Source organism: Streptomyces sp. NBC_01190, from assembly GCF_045039895.1.
Classification (GTDB): domain Bacteria; phylum Actinomycetota; class Actinomycetes; order Streptomycetales; family Streptomycetaceae; genus Actinacidiphila.
This window is the reverse complement of the sequence record NZ_CP108580.1, coordinates 6,735,007-6,749,556: the sequence shown is the minus strand read 5'-3', so window position 1 is coordinate 6,749,556 and position 14,550 is coordinate 6,735,007. Positions and strand designations below refer to the sequence as shown.

The window sequence follows — 14,550 nt, the reverse complement described above, 5'->3', positions numbered from 1 at the left end:
CCGGGAGTGCTGGGGCAGGGCCGGGGGCCGGGGGCAAGCCCGGGGTACGGGGGCCGGGCGAAGGGGTTACCGGCCCCTTGGCTGCTCCCGCTCGAGGCGCGACGGGTCCGATACGCGATCGCCACGTCCGGGGCGTGTTTCAGAAGTAGCGTCGTCCGCGCGCAGGGCGGGCTCACGGGGTGCCCCCAGCTCGCAATGGCCGTGGGGGCACCCCCGGCGGTAGCTGGGGGAGGGACTGCTCAAACACGCCCTAGCGGGGGGACCGCTTCGCTGAGGAGAATCGGGGCCGACACCAATATCCCCAGATGCGAGCGAAACCCACCGGATCCGATCAGCGGCCGGATCCGGTCCCAGGGAACCGAAGACTCGAAGCCGGTGGACCTTGGCACCGCCCGCCCCGACCGCCGCACCCGGAACACCCGCCGACCCGGAGACCGGAGAACCGTAAAGCCACACACCGGCCGACCCGGCCAACCCGGCCAACCCATAGACCCATAGACCCGTAGGCCCCTAGACCCGCAGAAGCAACAGACCCGCAGCCCCACAGATCGAGGAGCAGCACCATGCACGAGGCGCCACCGCCCGCGGCACTCCCCTACTACGAGGATGTGTCGCCCAGTACGGGGGCGCTTCCGCCGCGGGCGTGGTGGGCGGTGTCCGACGCGCGGCGGGTCAACCTCGGCGGGGCGTGGCGGTTCCGGCTGTCGCCGACCGCGACCGCGGAGGACGACTCCTTCGCCCGGCCGGGGTACGACGCCTCCCGCTGGGACGTGCTGCCGGTGCCGGCCCACTGGCCGCTCCAGGGGTACGGGCAGCCCGCCTACACCAACGTGCGCTACCCCTTCCCGGTCGATCCGCCGTACGTGCCGACGGAGAACCCGACCGGCGACCATCTGCGGATGTTCGACCTGCCGGACGACTGGCCGGGCGGCGTGGCGGTCCTGCGCTTCGACGGGGTGGACTCCTGCGCGCGGGTCTGGCTCAACGGCGAGGAGTTGGGCACCTTCAAGGGCAGCCGGCTGCCGGTGGAGTACGAGGTCGGCGAGGTGCTCAGGCCGCGCGGCAACGTACTGGCGGTCCGGGTGCACCAGTGGTCCTCGGGCAGCTATCTGGAGGACCAGGACATGTGGTGGCTGCCCGGCATCTTCCGGGACGTCACGCTGATCGAGCGGCCGGAGGGCGCGGTCACCGACTTCTTCGTGCACTGCGGTTACGACCACAGCACCGGGACCGGCACGCTGCGGGTGGACTGCTCGCCTGAAGGCACCATCACCGTCCCCGAGTTGGGCCTGGACATCCCGACCCGTGAGCAGGTGATCGTGCCCGTCGAGCCGTGGTCGGCGGAGGTACCGCGGCTGTACGACGCGGAGTTGGCGACCGAGGGTGAGCGGATCCCGCTGCGGATCGGCTTCCGTACGGTGGCCGTCGAGGACGGCGTGCTGAAGGTCAACGGCCGGCGGATCCTCTTCCGCGGGGTGAATCGGCACGAGTTCGACCCCGACCACGGGCGGGTGGTGGATCCGGAGACGATGCGCCGCGATCTGCTGCTGATGAAGCAGCACAACATCAACGCGGTGCGCACCAGCCACTATCCGCCGCATCCGGCTTTTCTCGATCTCTGCGACGAGTTGGGGCTGTGGGTGGTCGACGAGTGCGATCTGGAGACGCACGGCTTCGAAGTGGTGGGGTGGCGCGGCAATCCGGTGGACGACGACCGGTGGACGCCCGCGCTGCTGGACCGGGCGGCGCGGATGGTGGAGCGCGACAAGAACCATCCGTCGGTGGTGATGTGGTCGCTGGGCAACGAGTGCGGCACAGGGCGCGGGCTGTCCGCGATGGCGGCGTGGATACGGGAACGGGACGCGGCCCGGCCGATCCACTACGAGGGTGATCTGTCGAGCGCGGACGTGGATGTCTACTCGCGGATGTACACCGACCACGCGGAGACCGAGTTGATCGGCCGCCGGGAGGAACCGCCACTCGCCGAAACGGAGTTGGACCTGCGCCGACGCGGTATGCCGTTCATACTCTGCGAGTACGCGCACGCGATGGGCAACGGTCCAGGCGGCCTGACGGAGTATCAGCGGATCTTCGAGACCTACGAACGCTGCCAGGGCGGTTTCGTCTGGGAGTGGATCGACCACGGGCTGCGGCGCAGGACCGCGGACGGGACGTCGTACTACGCCTACGGCGGCGACTTCGGCGAGGAGCTGCACGACGGGAACTTCGTCTGCGACGGACTGGTCTTCCCGGACCGGACCCCGTCACCCGGGCTGGTCGAGTACAAGAAGGTGATCGAACCGGTGCGGTTGGCGGGGGACGCGGCGCGCGGGCTCGTGACGGTCACCAACCGCCTTGTTTTCGCGGACCTTTCGGGGTTCGCCTTCCTCTGGTCGTACGAGGAGGACGGTACGGCGGTGGACGGCGGGCTGCTGGCGGCGCCTCGGGTGGGGCCCGGCCGAACCGCGGAACTGGCGCTGCCCCCTTCGCCGAAGTCGGCGGGCGGCGCCCGGGAGGCGTGGTGGACGGTGCGGGCAGTGCTGGCGGAGGACACCGCGTGGGCGCCGGCCGGGCACGAGGTGGCCTGGACGCAGTTCGCGGCGGCGGAAGCGATTTCGGCGGCGGCCGGGGAAGGGGCTCCGGCCGTGGCGGAAACCCCGGCGGACGCCCCGGACCGGGACCACACCCCGGACCCGGCCCACGTCCCGGGCCCGGCTCACACCCCGGACCACGCCCATATCCCCAGCCATCGCCGGCCCCCGGCCCTGGCCTCGGTAGCCGCCCCGCCACCGACGCCCCCCGAGGAACAACCCCACGCGCCGCGCTTCGCCGAAGGCGGCGTGATCGTGCTGGGCCCGGGCACCTTCGACGCGGCGAGCGGCACGCTGAAGTATCTGAGCGGCAACCTGGTCGCGGGCCCGGCGCTGGACGTGTGGCGGGCCCCGATCGACAACGACCGCGGGATGTCCTGGCGTCCTGAAGGCCAACTCGACCGCGAGTGGCGGGCCTTGGGTCTTGACCGGATGCGGCACCGGGTCGTCGGCGTCACCCTCGGCGATGACGCGCTGACCGTGGAGACGCGCGTCGCGCCCGGCGCCTCGGACCTCGCGCTGCGGACCGTCCACACCTGGACGGCGGCCGGCGACCGGCTGCGCCTGGCGGTACGGGTGACGCCCGAGGGCGAGTGGACGCTGCCGCTGCCCCGGCTGGGGGTACGGATGGGGCTATGCCCGACGCTCGACCGGGTGGAATGGTTCGGCGGCGGGCCCGGCGAGGCGTACCCGGACTCGCGCGCGGCGTCCCGGATCGGACGGTACCGCTCCTCGGTGGACGCGTTGCAGACCCCGTATGTGCGGCCGCAGGAGAACGGCGCGCGGGCCGACGTCCGCTGGGCCGAGTTGCGGCGGACGGACGGTACGGGCATGCGGGTGGCGGGCGAGCCGGCCTTCTGGCTGACGGCGCGGCCGTGGAGCACCCAGGCGCTGGACGCGGCCGGGCACACCCATGAGCTGCGGCGGGACAATCTGCTGTGGCTGCACCTGGACCACGCCCTGCACGGGCTGGGCAGCCACTCCTGCGGGCCCGAGGTGCTGCCCGGCTTCCGGCTGCCGGCGGCCCCGGCCGCCTTCTCCTTCACCTTCAGCACGCTGGGCGCCCTCGACACCGATCCGGCGGACGGCGAGGTGGCCGAGCCGTTGCCCGGACCGGATCCGTCCGTTCCGACGGGGCCGTGGGACGACCGACTCATCGATGGAGAGAGGCGGTGACCGCCGCGGTCCGCCCGTACCGGCCGGCCGACCTGCCGGCCCTGTACGACATCTGCCTGCGCACCGGGAACGCCGGTGCGGACGCGACCGCCGACTACCCAGAGGGGGACCGGGAGTTGCTGGGGGCGAACTTCGCCGCACCGTACGCCGTACTGGAACCCGAGCTGACCTTCGTGGTGGACGACGGGCAGGGGCAGGCGGTCGGCTACGTGCTGGGCACCGGCGACACGGCCGGCTTCGCCAAGCGGTTCCGCGAGGAATGGCTGCCGACGGTGGCCGATCGCTGGCCCGCGCCGACCGGTGAACCGGCCACGCCCAGCGAGGTGATGGCCTGGCTGCTGCACACTCCCGAGCGGATGGTCCAGCCGGAACTGGCCGCGTATCCGGCGCACTTGCACATCGACGTCCTCCCGGCGTTCCAACGGGGCGGCCTCGGGCGGGCGTTGATGGAACGCTTCCTCGGCGCCCTGGCCGGCCGGGGCGTGCCGGCGGTCCATCTGGGGGTGCTCACCGCCAACGTCCGCGCCCGCCCCTTCTACGACCGGCTCGGCTTCCACGAGATCGCGATGCCGGACCCGGGAGAGCTGACGTATCTGGGGCGGGCCACCGGCTAGCGCGGACGCGGGGCCGCGGGCGGCCGGTGGAGGTTGAGCCCGTCAGGAACGGGCTCGGCCTCCACCGGCCGCGAGCGGGCCGCGGGTCCCGCAGGCCCCGCGGGTCCACCAGGCCCACCAGGGGTCCGCGAGCGCCCTCGCTACGCCTCCGCCACGACGTCGCCCTGGAGGGCGGAGGCCGGCGGCGGCCAGGGTGCCCAGCCCGTCGCGGGGGCCACCGCGACCTCGCGCCACCAGGGGTCGGCGGGCGGCGGGTCGGCCGGCTCGAAAGGCGCGCCGACCCTGGGGGTGGCGACCTGCGCGCCGACCGCCCGGGCCGCGGCCACCGTGCCCTCGCCCGGCTCCGCCCAGGGGTGCTGGGCGAGGTTGAAGGTGGCCCAGTGGATGGGCAGCATCACACCGGCCGCGGCGCCGCCGGAGAGGTCGAGGTGGGCCTGGATACCCTCGGCCGGCGTCATGTGAATGTCGGGCCAGAACTCGCTGTAGGCGCCGATCTGGATCATCGTGGCGTCGAAGGGGCCGTGCTCGGCGCCGATGTCGGCGAAGCCGGGGAAGTAGCCGGTGTCACCGCTGTGGTAGATGCGGTGGGTGCCGTCGGTGACGGCCCAGGAGGCCCACAGGGTCTGCTGGCGGCCGCGCAGTCCGCGCCCGCAGAAGTGGCGGGCCGGGGTGGCGGTGAGCCGGAGTCCTGCCACGTCGGTGGACTCGTTCCAGTCGAGCTCGCGCAGCCGCTCGGGCGGCACGCCCCAGTGCTCAAGGTGGGAGCCGACGCCGAGCGGCACCGCGAACACCACGTCGGTGCTGATCAGCGCGGTGATGGTGGACATGTCCAGGTGGTCGTAGTGGTCGTGCGAGATGACCACCACGTCGAGGCCGGTGAGCGCGGTCAGCGGCACCGGCGTCGGGTGGATCCGGCGCGGCCCGGCGAAGGCGAAGGGCGAACAGCGCTCACCCCATACCGGGTCGAAGAGCACCCGCCGGCCGCCGATCTCGGCGAGCACCGTGGAGTGGCCCATCCAGGTGATCCGCAGCCCGGAGGCGGCCGGGGTGGCGAGATCGGTGAGGGTGGTGGGGTGTATCGGGACCGGGCGGGCCGGCTTGCGGGACTGCCTGGCCTCCTTGCGGAGGTTGGCCGGCAGGGACTTGATCAGACCCCCGCTGGGCACGCTGCGTGCTCCGACGGGGTTGACGAAGGCACCGTTCGCCCAGTTCGGCGACTGGTGGATGCGCTCCAGCCGGGCTCCGGTCGGGTCGGCGCCGAAGGGTGCGGGGCGCAGCTTCACGAGGGGGGAGGGCTGTCGGCCGGCTCCGGTCACGGGACCTCCAGGGCGGATCGTCGATCGGCGGGTTCTCGCCGCTCCCATTATGCTGCGGCCCCCGGGCCGCCACGGGCCCCGGATGGCGCTGCGTCACGCGTTCCGCAGGGATTCCGCGGGGATGACGGGTCCGGATCGGTGAACGACAAGGTCACATGGTCGCGAACCGGGACATAGCCCAGCCGCTGGTAGAGGCCGGTACTGACCGGGTTGGCGAGGTCGGCGAAGAGGATTACGTCCCCGGCGCCGGCGTCGAGCGCGGCCCGGGAGACGGCCGCGGTGGCGGCGCCCGCGTATCCCCGGCCGCGCAGGCCCTTGGGGGTGTAGACGTCGACGACCCGTATCGCGCCGTCCGCGGGCGCGGTGGATCCCGCCATGGCGACCGGTGCGCCGTCCACCTCCCACAGCAGCCGGCCGCCGTACGCGAGGGCGTCGTCCACCAGCCGCTCGCCGGGGTGGTTCGGCTCGCCGAGTTCCTCGGCGAACTCCCGCTGCCAGGTGAGCAGCAGCTCACGGTCGGCGGGACCCGCGGTCCTGGGCCGCCCCGGCGGGCCGGGCAGCCGCGGGGTGAGCGCGCCGAGGCGGTAGACGCGCAGCGCGCGCTCGGCGCGGACGGCGGCGCCGGTGCGGTCGCGCCACGCCTCGGCGAACGTCCAGGCGGCCTCGCTGTCGCCGCGGACTCCGGGGAGCGGCGGCGACAGACCGGCGGCGAGCGAGCGGGCGGCCTCCGGTGTGCCGCGGGTGAGCAGCGGGGGGTGGGGCGGTGTGCGCAGGAAGGCGGCTGCCACCGGGGCCTCGTGGGTGGGGCGCCACCAGCCGAAGAGCGGCGGGTCGGCGCCGTAGGCGTGCGGACCGTGGCGGCTGAGGGTTCCGCAGAGGGTGCGGGGCACCGAGTTCTCGACGGGGTGCCGGGCGAGGAAGGGCCCGGCCTCGTCCTCGAAGCGCTGCCGGTCGGGTGTGTACGTCCATCCCATCGGGCCATCCTGGCCCGGCCGTTGACCGGAGGGCACCGGATTTATCCGGCCAACCCCCGCCTGGCCAGCAGCGGTTGCATCCTGGCAGGCCTGCCGCGGACGGTGGCGAAGGCCTGGAGGGGGTCGATGCTGCCGCCCCTGGAGAGGAGTTCGCGGCGGAAGGTGTCGCCGGACGCGCGGCTGAGGCCGCCGTTGGCGGTGAACCAGTCGACGGTGTCGGCGTCGAGGACCTCGCTCCAGATGTAGGAGTAGTAGCCCGCGCTGTACTGGTTGGCGAAGATGTGGGTGAAGTAACTGGTGCGGTAGCGCGGCGGGATGGCGGGCAGGGCGAGGCCGGCGTCGTGCAGGGCCTTCGCCTCGAAGGTGATCGCGTCGCCCGGGTCGGCGCCGGCCGGGAGGGTGTGCCAGGCCCAGTCGAGCAGGGTGGCGGCGAGGTATTCGACGGTGGCGAACCCCTGGCCGAAGAGTGCCGCCTCACGCACCCGGGCTGCGGTGTCGGCCGGCATCGGCGCACCGGTCTCGTGGTGGACGGCGTAGCGGTCGAGGATCTCGGGCCACAGCGCCCACATCTCGTTGACCTGGGAGGGGTACTCCACGAAGTCGCTCGGCACCCGGGTGCCGGCGAAGTACGGGTAGCGCACCGCGGAGAAGAGGCCGTGCAGCGCGTGCCCGAACTCGTGGAAGAGCGTGTCCACTTGGCTGAAAGTGAGCAGGGCGGGCGCGCCGGGCGCCGGCTTGGGTATGTTGTGGTTGTTGACGACCACGGGCCGCCGGCCCAGCAGGGTGGACTGCTCGACCAGTGAGTTCATCCAGGCGCCGCCGCGCTTGGACTCGCGGGCGAAGAAGTCGCAGAGGAAGAGGCCGAGGCCGGTGCCGTCGGCGTCGAAGACCTCGTAGACCCGTACGTCGGGGTGGTAGCCGGGCAGGTCCGGCCGTTCGGTGACGGTGATGCCGTAGAGCTCGTGGGCGGCGTGGAAGACGCCGTCGCGCAGCACCGTGTCGAGGGCGAAGTAGGCCCGCAGCCGTGCCTCGTCGACGTCGTAGCGCCGCTTGCGGAGCCGGTCGGACCAGTACGCCCAGTCCCATGCCTCGACCGGGCCGCCGGCGAGTTCGGCGAGTTCCTCGGCCTCCCGCTCGGCGTTGGCGACGGCGGGCGGCACCAGGCGGGCCAGCAGGTCGGTGACGGCTTCCGTGCTGCCCGCCGTCCGGTCGGCGACGGTGTAGGCGGCGTGGCTGGAGTAGCCGAGCAGCGCGGCCCGTTCGGCGCGCAGGGTGGCGATGGTGGCGGCGAGCGGGCCGTTGGTGTCCTGGGCGCGGTTCAGCGAGGCGTCGAGCAGCCGTCTGCGGACCTCACGGTCGTCGAGCGCGGCCAGTTCGAACTGGTTGGAGAAGTTCTTCAGGCTGATCACCCAGCGGCCCTCGTGGCCCAGTTCACGGCCGTTCGCCGCGGCGGCCGCGACGGCGTCGGGCGAGAGGCCGGCGAGTTGGGCGGGGTCGTCGAGGACGAGCGCGTCGGCCGCGTTGGCGGCGAGCAGGTGCTGGCCGAAGGCGGTGGAGGCGGCGGCGATCTCGGCGTTGAGTTCCCGCAGTCGCCGCTGTCCCTCGGCGGAGAGTTCGGCGCCCGCCCGGCGGTACGCGGTGTGGTAGCGCTCCAGCAGCCGCAGCGACTCCGGATCGAGGCCGAGCGTGTGGCGGGCGGCGTGGAGGCCGGAGATCCGGGCGAACAGGCCCGCGTTGAGGTGCACGGCGTCGCTGTGGGCGGCGAGCAGCGCCCTGACCCGCGGTTCGATCTCCCGCAGCGCGGGGGTGACATGGGACGACGCCTGATTGTCGAAGACCGCGCGGACCCGGCCGAGCAGATCGCCGGAACGCTCCAGCGCCACCAGGGTGTTGTCGAAGGTGGCGGGCTCGGGGTCGGTGGCGATCGCCTCGACCTCGGCCAGGTGTTCGGCGATGGCGCGTTCGAAGGCGGGCAGGTAGTGCACGTCCCGGATCTCGGCGAACGGGGGCAGCTCGTACGGCAGGGTACTGGGACTGAGCAAGGGATTCGTCGTCACCGCTCCCAGCCTACGCGGCGGGGTGTCATCGGGCCCCGGGATCCGGACAGGGTGGAGCGGCGACGCGAGGGGCGGCTGATGCCCGCCCGGCATGATCGTCCGGCGTGATCGTCCCGGGCGGGGCGGTGGGTGAAACGTGCGCGAAAGGTGGGTGAAGGTGAGTGAAGGTGAGTGAAGGGGTGGCCGGGCAGTATCCCGGCGGTGTCCCGGCCGGGCGGGCGGTGGGCGCTGTGGACCCTGGACCGGCCGGGCCCCCGGGACCCCCGCCGCGTCAGCCGCTCTTGCGGCGGAACTCGCGGGGTCCCCCGGCGCGGCCGTGGGCGCTGTGGACCTTGGACTGGTCGGGGCCCGCGCCGCCGGTGCCGCCCTGACGGGCGCCCTGCTTGCGGTCGAGCGCCTCGCGGAACTTCCGCTTGACCTCGTCCTCGTCCGGTTCCGGTGTCGCGCCCGGCGGCGTTTCCGGGTCGTCGGACGCGTCGGCGTCCTGAGGGTTCTGGTCGGCGGCCGCGGCGGCCTCGTGCTCTGGGTGGGTCATGACACCAGCGTCGCACGTCGGAGCACGGCCCGGGGCACAAGGCCACCCGATATCGCGCTCCTGGAATGCGCGTGTACGGTTCCGGTCACCACCTCCGAGGAGGAACTGACCTCATGACTTGGCTGTTGTACGGCGCCACCGGCTACACCGGGCGCCTGATCGCCCGGCGCGCCGCTGCCCAGGGCCTGCGGCCGGTGCTGGCCGGTCGCAATGCCGCGAAGCTCGTCCCGCTCGCCGCCGAACTCGGCCTGGAACACCGGGTGTTCGGGCTGGGCGAGCCGGCCGCGGTACGGCGCGGCCTGGACGGTGTGACGGCCGTGGCGCACTGTGCGGGGCCGTTCGCGCGGACCGCGCTGGCGATGGCGACAGCCTGTATCGCGACGAGGACGCCGTACCTCGACATCAACGGCGAGATCGAGGTTTTCGAGTCGCTGCACGCGCTGGGGCCGCGGGCGGCGGCGGCCGGCGTCCCGCTGCTGCCGGGGGCCGGTTTCGACGTGGTGCCGACGGACTGCGTGGCGGCGCTGCTCGCCGCGCGGCTGCCCGACGCGACCCAGCTCGATCTGGCCTTCCTGGCCGGCGGCGGGCCGAGCCCGGGCACCGCCCGGTCCGCGGTGGACGGCGCGTCCTACGGCGGCCGGATCCGCAGCGGCGGGGAGATCCGTACCGTCCCTTTCGGCTCCCGCCAGGTGCGGGCGGCTTTCCCGTCCGGCGCCCGTACGGTGGTCTCGGTGCCGTGGGGCGATGTCAGCACCGCGTACTACTCGACGGGCATCCCGGACATCACCACGTACACGACGATGCCGGGTCCGACGCTCGCCATGACGCGGGTGCTGCGGCTCGTCCCGTTGCGGGGCGTGGTCTCCGACGCGGTGGGCCGGGTCGTCCGCGGCCCGGGTGAGCGGCGGCTGGACGCCACCCGGTCCGAGGTGTGGGGCCGTGCCCGGGACGCCGCGGGCAACGCGGCGACCGCGACCCTGACCGGGCCGAGCCCGTACCGCCTCACCGCCGACGCCGTGCTGCGGATCGTGGTCAGGCTGGCGGAGCTGCCGGCCGGCTTCCAGACGCCGTCGCTGGCGCTGGGCGCGGACTTCGCGAGCACGCTGGACGGGGTGAAGGTGCGGGTGCAGGCGCCGCGTTGAGCGTCGGCGCCGCTGCCGTCCGGGCCGCCTCGCCCCGGGGTGGGCCCGGCCGGCGAGACTCCCCCATGAAGTCTCGCCGGCCGGGCACCGGAACCCGCGGCGCGGGGCGGCCCACGCCGCCGTCAGAGCTTACGTGCCCGGCCGTGGCGGCGGGCCGGCCGACCGGTCAGTTCTTGCGGCCGACCCCGCCGTAGACCGAGATGCCGCGCAGCTCCTCGGGCTCGGGCTCGGGGCCGTCCGGGCGCCACAGCGGCACCTGGACCAGCCCGGGGTCGACGAGCTCGAACCCGTCGAAGAGCCGCAGCACCTCGGCGTGGCTGCGGGGGGTGAGCGAGGCGGTGGCCTTCTTGTAGATCTCCAGCACCTCGTCCACGTGGTCGACGTGGAAGTCGCCGGTGGCGTGCGAGAGCACCAGCGGGCTGCCGGCCGGCAGGCTGTCGCGGTAGGCGGCGATCATGCCCGCCGGGTCCTCCTCCTCGGTGACGAAGTGCAGCACCGAGACCAGCATCAGCGCCACCGGCTCCTTGAAGTCGATGAGTTCGCCGATGGTGGGGTGTTCCAGGATGCTCCGCGGGTCGCGCATGTCGCCGAGGAAGAAGCCGGTGTTGCCGGTGCCGAGCAGCCGGGCGCCGGCGTGGGTGGCCACGATCGGGTCGTTGTCGATGTACGCGACCCGTACGTCCGGGGAGACCGCGTGGGCGATCTCGTGGGTGTTCGGCGAGGTGGGGATGCCGGTACCGATGTCGATGATCTGCCGGATGCCGCCCTCCACCAGGAAACGCACCGCGCGGCTGAGGAAGTCACGGTTGGCGCGGGCGCTGGCGGGGACCTCAGGGGCGATGTCCAAGACGCGGTCGGCCGCCTCCCGGTCGACCTCGTAGTTGTCCCGGCCGCCGAGGAAGTAGTCGTACATACGGGCCGGGTGCGGCCTGCTGGTGTCTATCTCCTCGACGGTGAATCCCTGGTCGGTCACGCCGTCCTCGCCTTCATCGGTCCGTGGTGCTGGTGGTGGATCGCAGATCCCTGGCGCGGCCGCGGCTCGGTGGGCCGGCGGCGGCCGTGGTGTCCGGCGTGCCGGTCGGGCACGGGGCGGGCGGTCATGAGAGGAGGAAGTCCGCCTCGCCGGCCTTGGCGCCGAGGATGAACGAGGTGATCTCGTTGTTGGTGTAGATCAGCGCCGGACCGTGCGGGTCGGTGGACTGCCGCAGCGCCACCCGTCCGTCGTTCAGCCGCTTCGCCTCGACGCAGGACCCGCCGTTCCCGCCGCTCCAGGGCTTCCGCCAGCCGTCGGCACCGAGGTCGGTGGCGGGCATTCCGTTGTAGACACCGTCGTACGAGGCTTCGTAGCGGGCGTCGTACGCGTACCCGCCGTTGTATATGGCGTCCGGACGGTCGTTGGTGATGCGATCCATGGTTCAGATCTCCTTGCGCATGCCATCCAGGATGGCCTTGGTACTTTGTGCCGGCGCTGCCTGCGCGCACATCCGGTCCAGCGCTTCCAGGAACGTGGACACGTCGTCCCGCTCGTCGAAGTAGACGCCGCCGACGAGGCTCTCGGCGTACGCGATATCGGGTATTTCCTGGAGCTGGAACCGGAAGATGTGGAACGGTCCGTACATGGCCGGGTGCGGGCCCGCGTTGAACGGGATCACCTGGAGCCGTACGTTGGTCCGCTCGGTGGCGTCCATCAGGGCGCCGATCTGGTCGCGCATGACCTTCCGGCCGCCGATCGGGCGGCGCAGCACGGTCTCGTCCATCACCACCCAGAGCAGCGGCGGGGCGTCCTTGCCCAGCAGCAGTGACTGGCGCTCGATCCGCAGGGTGACGAGGCGGTCGATCTCCTCCGGCGCCGCGTGCGGCAGTCCGGCCCGCAGCACGGCGCGGGCGTAGTCGGTGGTCTGGAGGAGGCCGGGTACGTAGTGCGGCTCGTAGGCGCGGATGACGGTGGCCTCGCCCTCCAGGCTGACGAAGGCGCTGAACCAGTCAGGGAGGACGTCGCGGAAGCTGTGCCACCAGCCGGGGCGGTTGGCCTCACGGGCCAGGGCGAGAAAGCCGCCGATCTCCTCGGCGGAGTTGACGCCGTAAGTGGAGAGGAGCTTTTCCACGTAGGGGAGTTTGAGCCCGACTTCGGCCTTCTCCATCCGGCGGATGGTGGCGTGCGTGACGTCGAGGGCCCGCCCGGCTTCCTCGTAGCTGAACCCGGCCTGCTCCCGCAGGACCTGGAGGCGTTTCCCGAGCACCATACGCAGGACGGTCGGAGCACCACCCGGCCGCGGGTCCATCACGAGCCTCATCCTCCAACTCCCTTGACTGGCAAGTAGTGTGTCATGACATCGGTACTGGGGGACAGCTTGTCCAGGCGATTCTGCAAATTACAGATCGGACCTTGCCATGTGTCCGACACGGGCCCCATAGTTGCGACGTGGTTCCTTCACCTGACGCCCTGCGGTACGACACCCGTTACGGCGTCGGCGTTTCCAGCCGCCGTGACGTCTTCCGGCTGCCCGCGTCGACCGCCTCCGTGGCGGACGCCCGCGGGCGGGTCCGCGCGCGCCTCGGCGCGTGGGGAGCCGATCCGGAGCTGTGCGACGACGTGAGCCTGGTGGTGACCGAACTCTTCACCAACGCCGTACGGCACACCGCGAGCGAGCAGATCACCTGCGTACTGCGGGATCTGGGTGCTGTCATCCGGCTGGAAGTGACCGACCAGGGCAGGGGAACCGGGGTCCCCGAGCCTTGTGCCGCCGAAGCCGACGAGGAAGGCGGACGGGGACTGCTCCTCGTGAGTGTCCTCTCGCAGGCCTGGGGATCGGACCCGGTGGACAGCGGCACGGGGCGCGTGGTGTGGGCCGAACTGGCCCAGCACCACGCGCCCTTCTGATCTTTCACGCTGCGTTTTTCCCGCTGACTTCGCCGCCGCGTCTCTCCCGCTGACTTCGCCGCGGCCGTTCGCGGCGCTCGGTCCCGGGCGGGGCCACAGCAGATCCGGCCGCTCGGGTGTGACGCCGTCACCTGAGGACTCCCCGCGCGGACCCGGGTACGGCCCGCCGCGGACGGGTGGAGCCAATCCTCGGCGCGCGTCCCGACCGGGGTCTACCAGCCGGTACGAAACGGCCCGGCTGCCGTATCGTCGGCACTGCCCGGCGGACGCCTCCGACGGCTCGACCAGCCGGAACAGCCTGACCGGGCAAGAGCAGCCAGGCCCCCAGACCAGCCAGAGCAGCCACGTGAGGAGCGCCGGTGAGACAGGAAGTGCGGGAGTCCGCGCCGAGAGAGCCAGAACGCGAACCCGAGCTGACCGGTGTGCGCAATTTCCGCGATGTCGGCGGGCTGCCCACCACTGACGGCCGCCGGGTCCGGCCGGGCGTGCTCTTCCGCAGCGGCCATCTGGCGCACGCCACCGCGGACGACGCGGCGCTGCTCGGCGAGCTGGGCCTGCACACCGTCTTCGACTTCCGCAACGGCGACGACATCGCGCTCGAGGGTCCTGACGCCCTGCTCGCGGGCACCCACAACCTCAACATGCCGCTCAGCGACCCGGCCGAGGGCTCCGGCTTCTGGCACACGGTCCGCGACGGCGACGTGGCGACCCTCCATGACCTGCTGGGCGACGGCAAGGGCGAGGCCCGGATGTCGGAGGCCTACCGCAGGCTCATCCTGGAGCGCACCGGTGAGCACTCCCGGATGCTGGCGCTGCTCACCGACCCCGAGGATCCGGCGCTGCCGGCGCTGCTGCACTGCGCGGCCGGCAAGGACCGGGCCGGCACCTCCGTCGCGATCATCCTGCTGGCGCTCGGCGTGCGGCGCTCGGCGATCGAGGAGGACTACCTGAAGAGCAACGCCCGCAACCACCGCTACAAGGTGGTGCGCGGCGACGGCAGCACCGGCACCGCGATCGACCCGGCCATCCGCGAGCTGCTCCGGCCGCTGTTCGAGGCCCGGGTGGAGTATCTGCGGACCGCCTTCGCGACCATCGAGGAGCGGTGGGGCACGGTCGACCGCTATCTGGCCGAGGGCCTGGGCCTGACGCCGGAGCGGCGCGAGCTGCTCAGGGAGCGGCTGCTGACGCGGTGACCCCGCGGCCACCGGCGCCGGGGGCGGCCCTTTCCGGCCCACTCCCCCGGTCCCGGCCCGCTCCCCCGGCA

12 protein-coding genes are annotated in these 14,550 nt (G+C 72.7%); 5 read left to right on the top strand and 7 right to left on the bottom strand.

The genetic code is table 11. From position 1 onward, the window contains the following. Positions 1–563: 563 nt before the first annotated feature. Together OG519_RS28345 and OG519_RS28340 are read left to right on the top strand one after the other, a co-directional pair. On the top strand, positions 564–3,767 hold the full coding sequence (locus tag OG519_RS28345; RefSeq protein ID WP_405589663.1) for a glycoside hydrolase family 2 TIM barrel-domain containing protein: 3,204 nt from the start codon (positions 564–566) through the stop codon (positions 3,765–3,767). Further along, positions 3,764–4,381, top strand: coding sequence for a GNAT family N-acetyltransferase (locus OG519_RS28340; protein WP_405589661.1), 618 nt, complete (start codon positions 3,764–3,766; stop codon positions 4,379–4,381). Before OG519_RS28345 ends, OG519_RS28340 begins: the two co-directional genes overlap by 4 nt. A 140-nt stretch (positions 4,382–4,521) precedes the next feature. Here the strand turns inward: OG519_RS28340 and OG519_RS28335 are convergent, their stop codons facing one another. From OG519_RS28335 to OG519_RS28320, 4 genes are all read right to left on the bottom strand, one after another. Then, entirely contained in the window at positions 4,522–5,697 is a 1,176-nt protein-coding gene (locus OG519_RS28335; protein ID WP_405589658.1) for an MBL fold metallo-hydrolase, read from the bottom strand. 47 nt (positions 5,698–5,744) lie between these two features. Then, on the bottom strand, positions 5,745–6,671 hold the full coding sequence (locus OG519_RS28330) for a GNAT family N-acetyltransferase (protein WP_405589655.1): 927 nt from the start codon (positions 6,669–6,671) through the stop codon (positions 5,745–5,747). A gap of 41 nt (positions 6,672–6,712) precedes the next feature. After that, complete coding sequence (locus OG519_RS28325; RefSeq protein ID WP_405589654.1) at positions 6,713–8,713, bottom strand: M3 family metallopeptidase; 2,001 nt, start codon at positions 8,711–8,713, stop codon at positions 6,713–6,715. Between the two features lie 286 nt (positions 8,714–8,999). Further along, on the bottom strand, positions 9,000–9,263 hold the full coding sequence (locus OG519_RS28320) for a DUF5302 domain-containing protein (RefSeq protein WP_405589651.1): 264 nt from the start codon (positions 9,261–9,263) through the stop codon (positions 9,000–9,002). A 113-nt stretch (positions 9,264–9,376) separates the two neighbouring features. On the opposite strand from OG519_RS28320, the gene OG519_RS28315 reads away from it, so the two are divergent. After that, positions 9,377–10,405: a saccharopine dehydrogenase family protein gene (locus OG519_RS28315; RefSeq protein WP_405589648.1), complete on the top strand. Its 1,029-nt coding sequence runs from the start codon at positions 9,377–9,379 to the stop codon at positions 10,403–10,405. A gap of 166 nt (positions 10,406–10,571) precedes the next feature. On the opposite strand, the gene OG519_RS28310 is transcribed toward OG519_RS28315, so the two are convergent. From OG519_RS28310 to OG519_RS28300, 3 genes are all read right to left on the bottom strand, one after another. After that, positions 10,572–11,378, bottom strand: a complete 807-nt coding sequence (locus OG519_RS28310) for an SAM-dependent methyltransferase (protein WP_405589645.1) — start codon at positions 11,376–11,378, stop codon at positions 10,572–10,574. Positions 11,379–11,502: 124 nt separating this feature from the next. Beyond that, complete coding sequence (locus tag OG519_RS28305) at positions 11,503–11,718, bottom strand: DUF397 domain-containing protein (protein ID WP_405593083.1); 216 nt, start codon at positions 11,716–11,718, stop codon at positions 11,503–11,505. 102 nt (positions 11,719–11,820) lie between these two features. Beyond that, positions 11,821–12,648 carry a helix-turn-helix domain-containing protein gene (locus OG519_RS28300; protein WP_405593081.1) on the bottom strand — a complete coding sequence of 276 codons (828 nt, stop codon included), beginning with the start codon at positions 12,646–12,648 and terminating at the stop codon, positions 11,821–11,823. 179 nt (positions 12,649–12,827) lie between these two features. On the opposite strand from OG519_RS28300, the gene OG519_RS28295 reads away from it, so the two are divergent. Then, a complete protein-coding gene (locus OG519_RS28295; RefSeq protein ID WP_405589642.1) occupies positions 12,828–13,286 on the top strand; it encodes an ATP-binding protein in 459 nt (152 codons plus the stop codon). 359 nt (positions 13,287–13,645) lie between these two features. Continuing rightward, complete coding sequence (locus OG519_RS28290; protein ID WP_405589639.1) at positions 13,646–14,479, top strand: tyrosine-protein phosphatase; 834 nt, start codon at positions 13,646–13,648, stop codon at positions 14,477–14,479. Positions 14,480–14,550 lie beyond the last annotated feature (71 nt).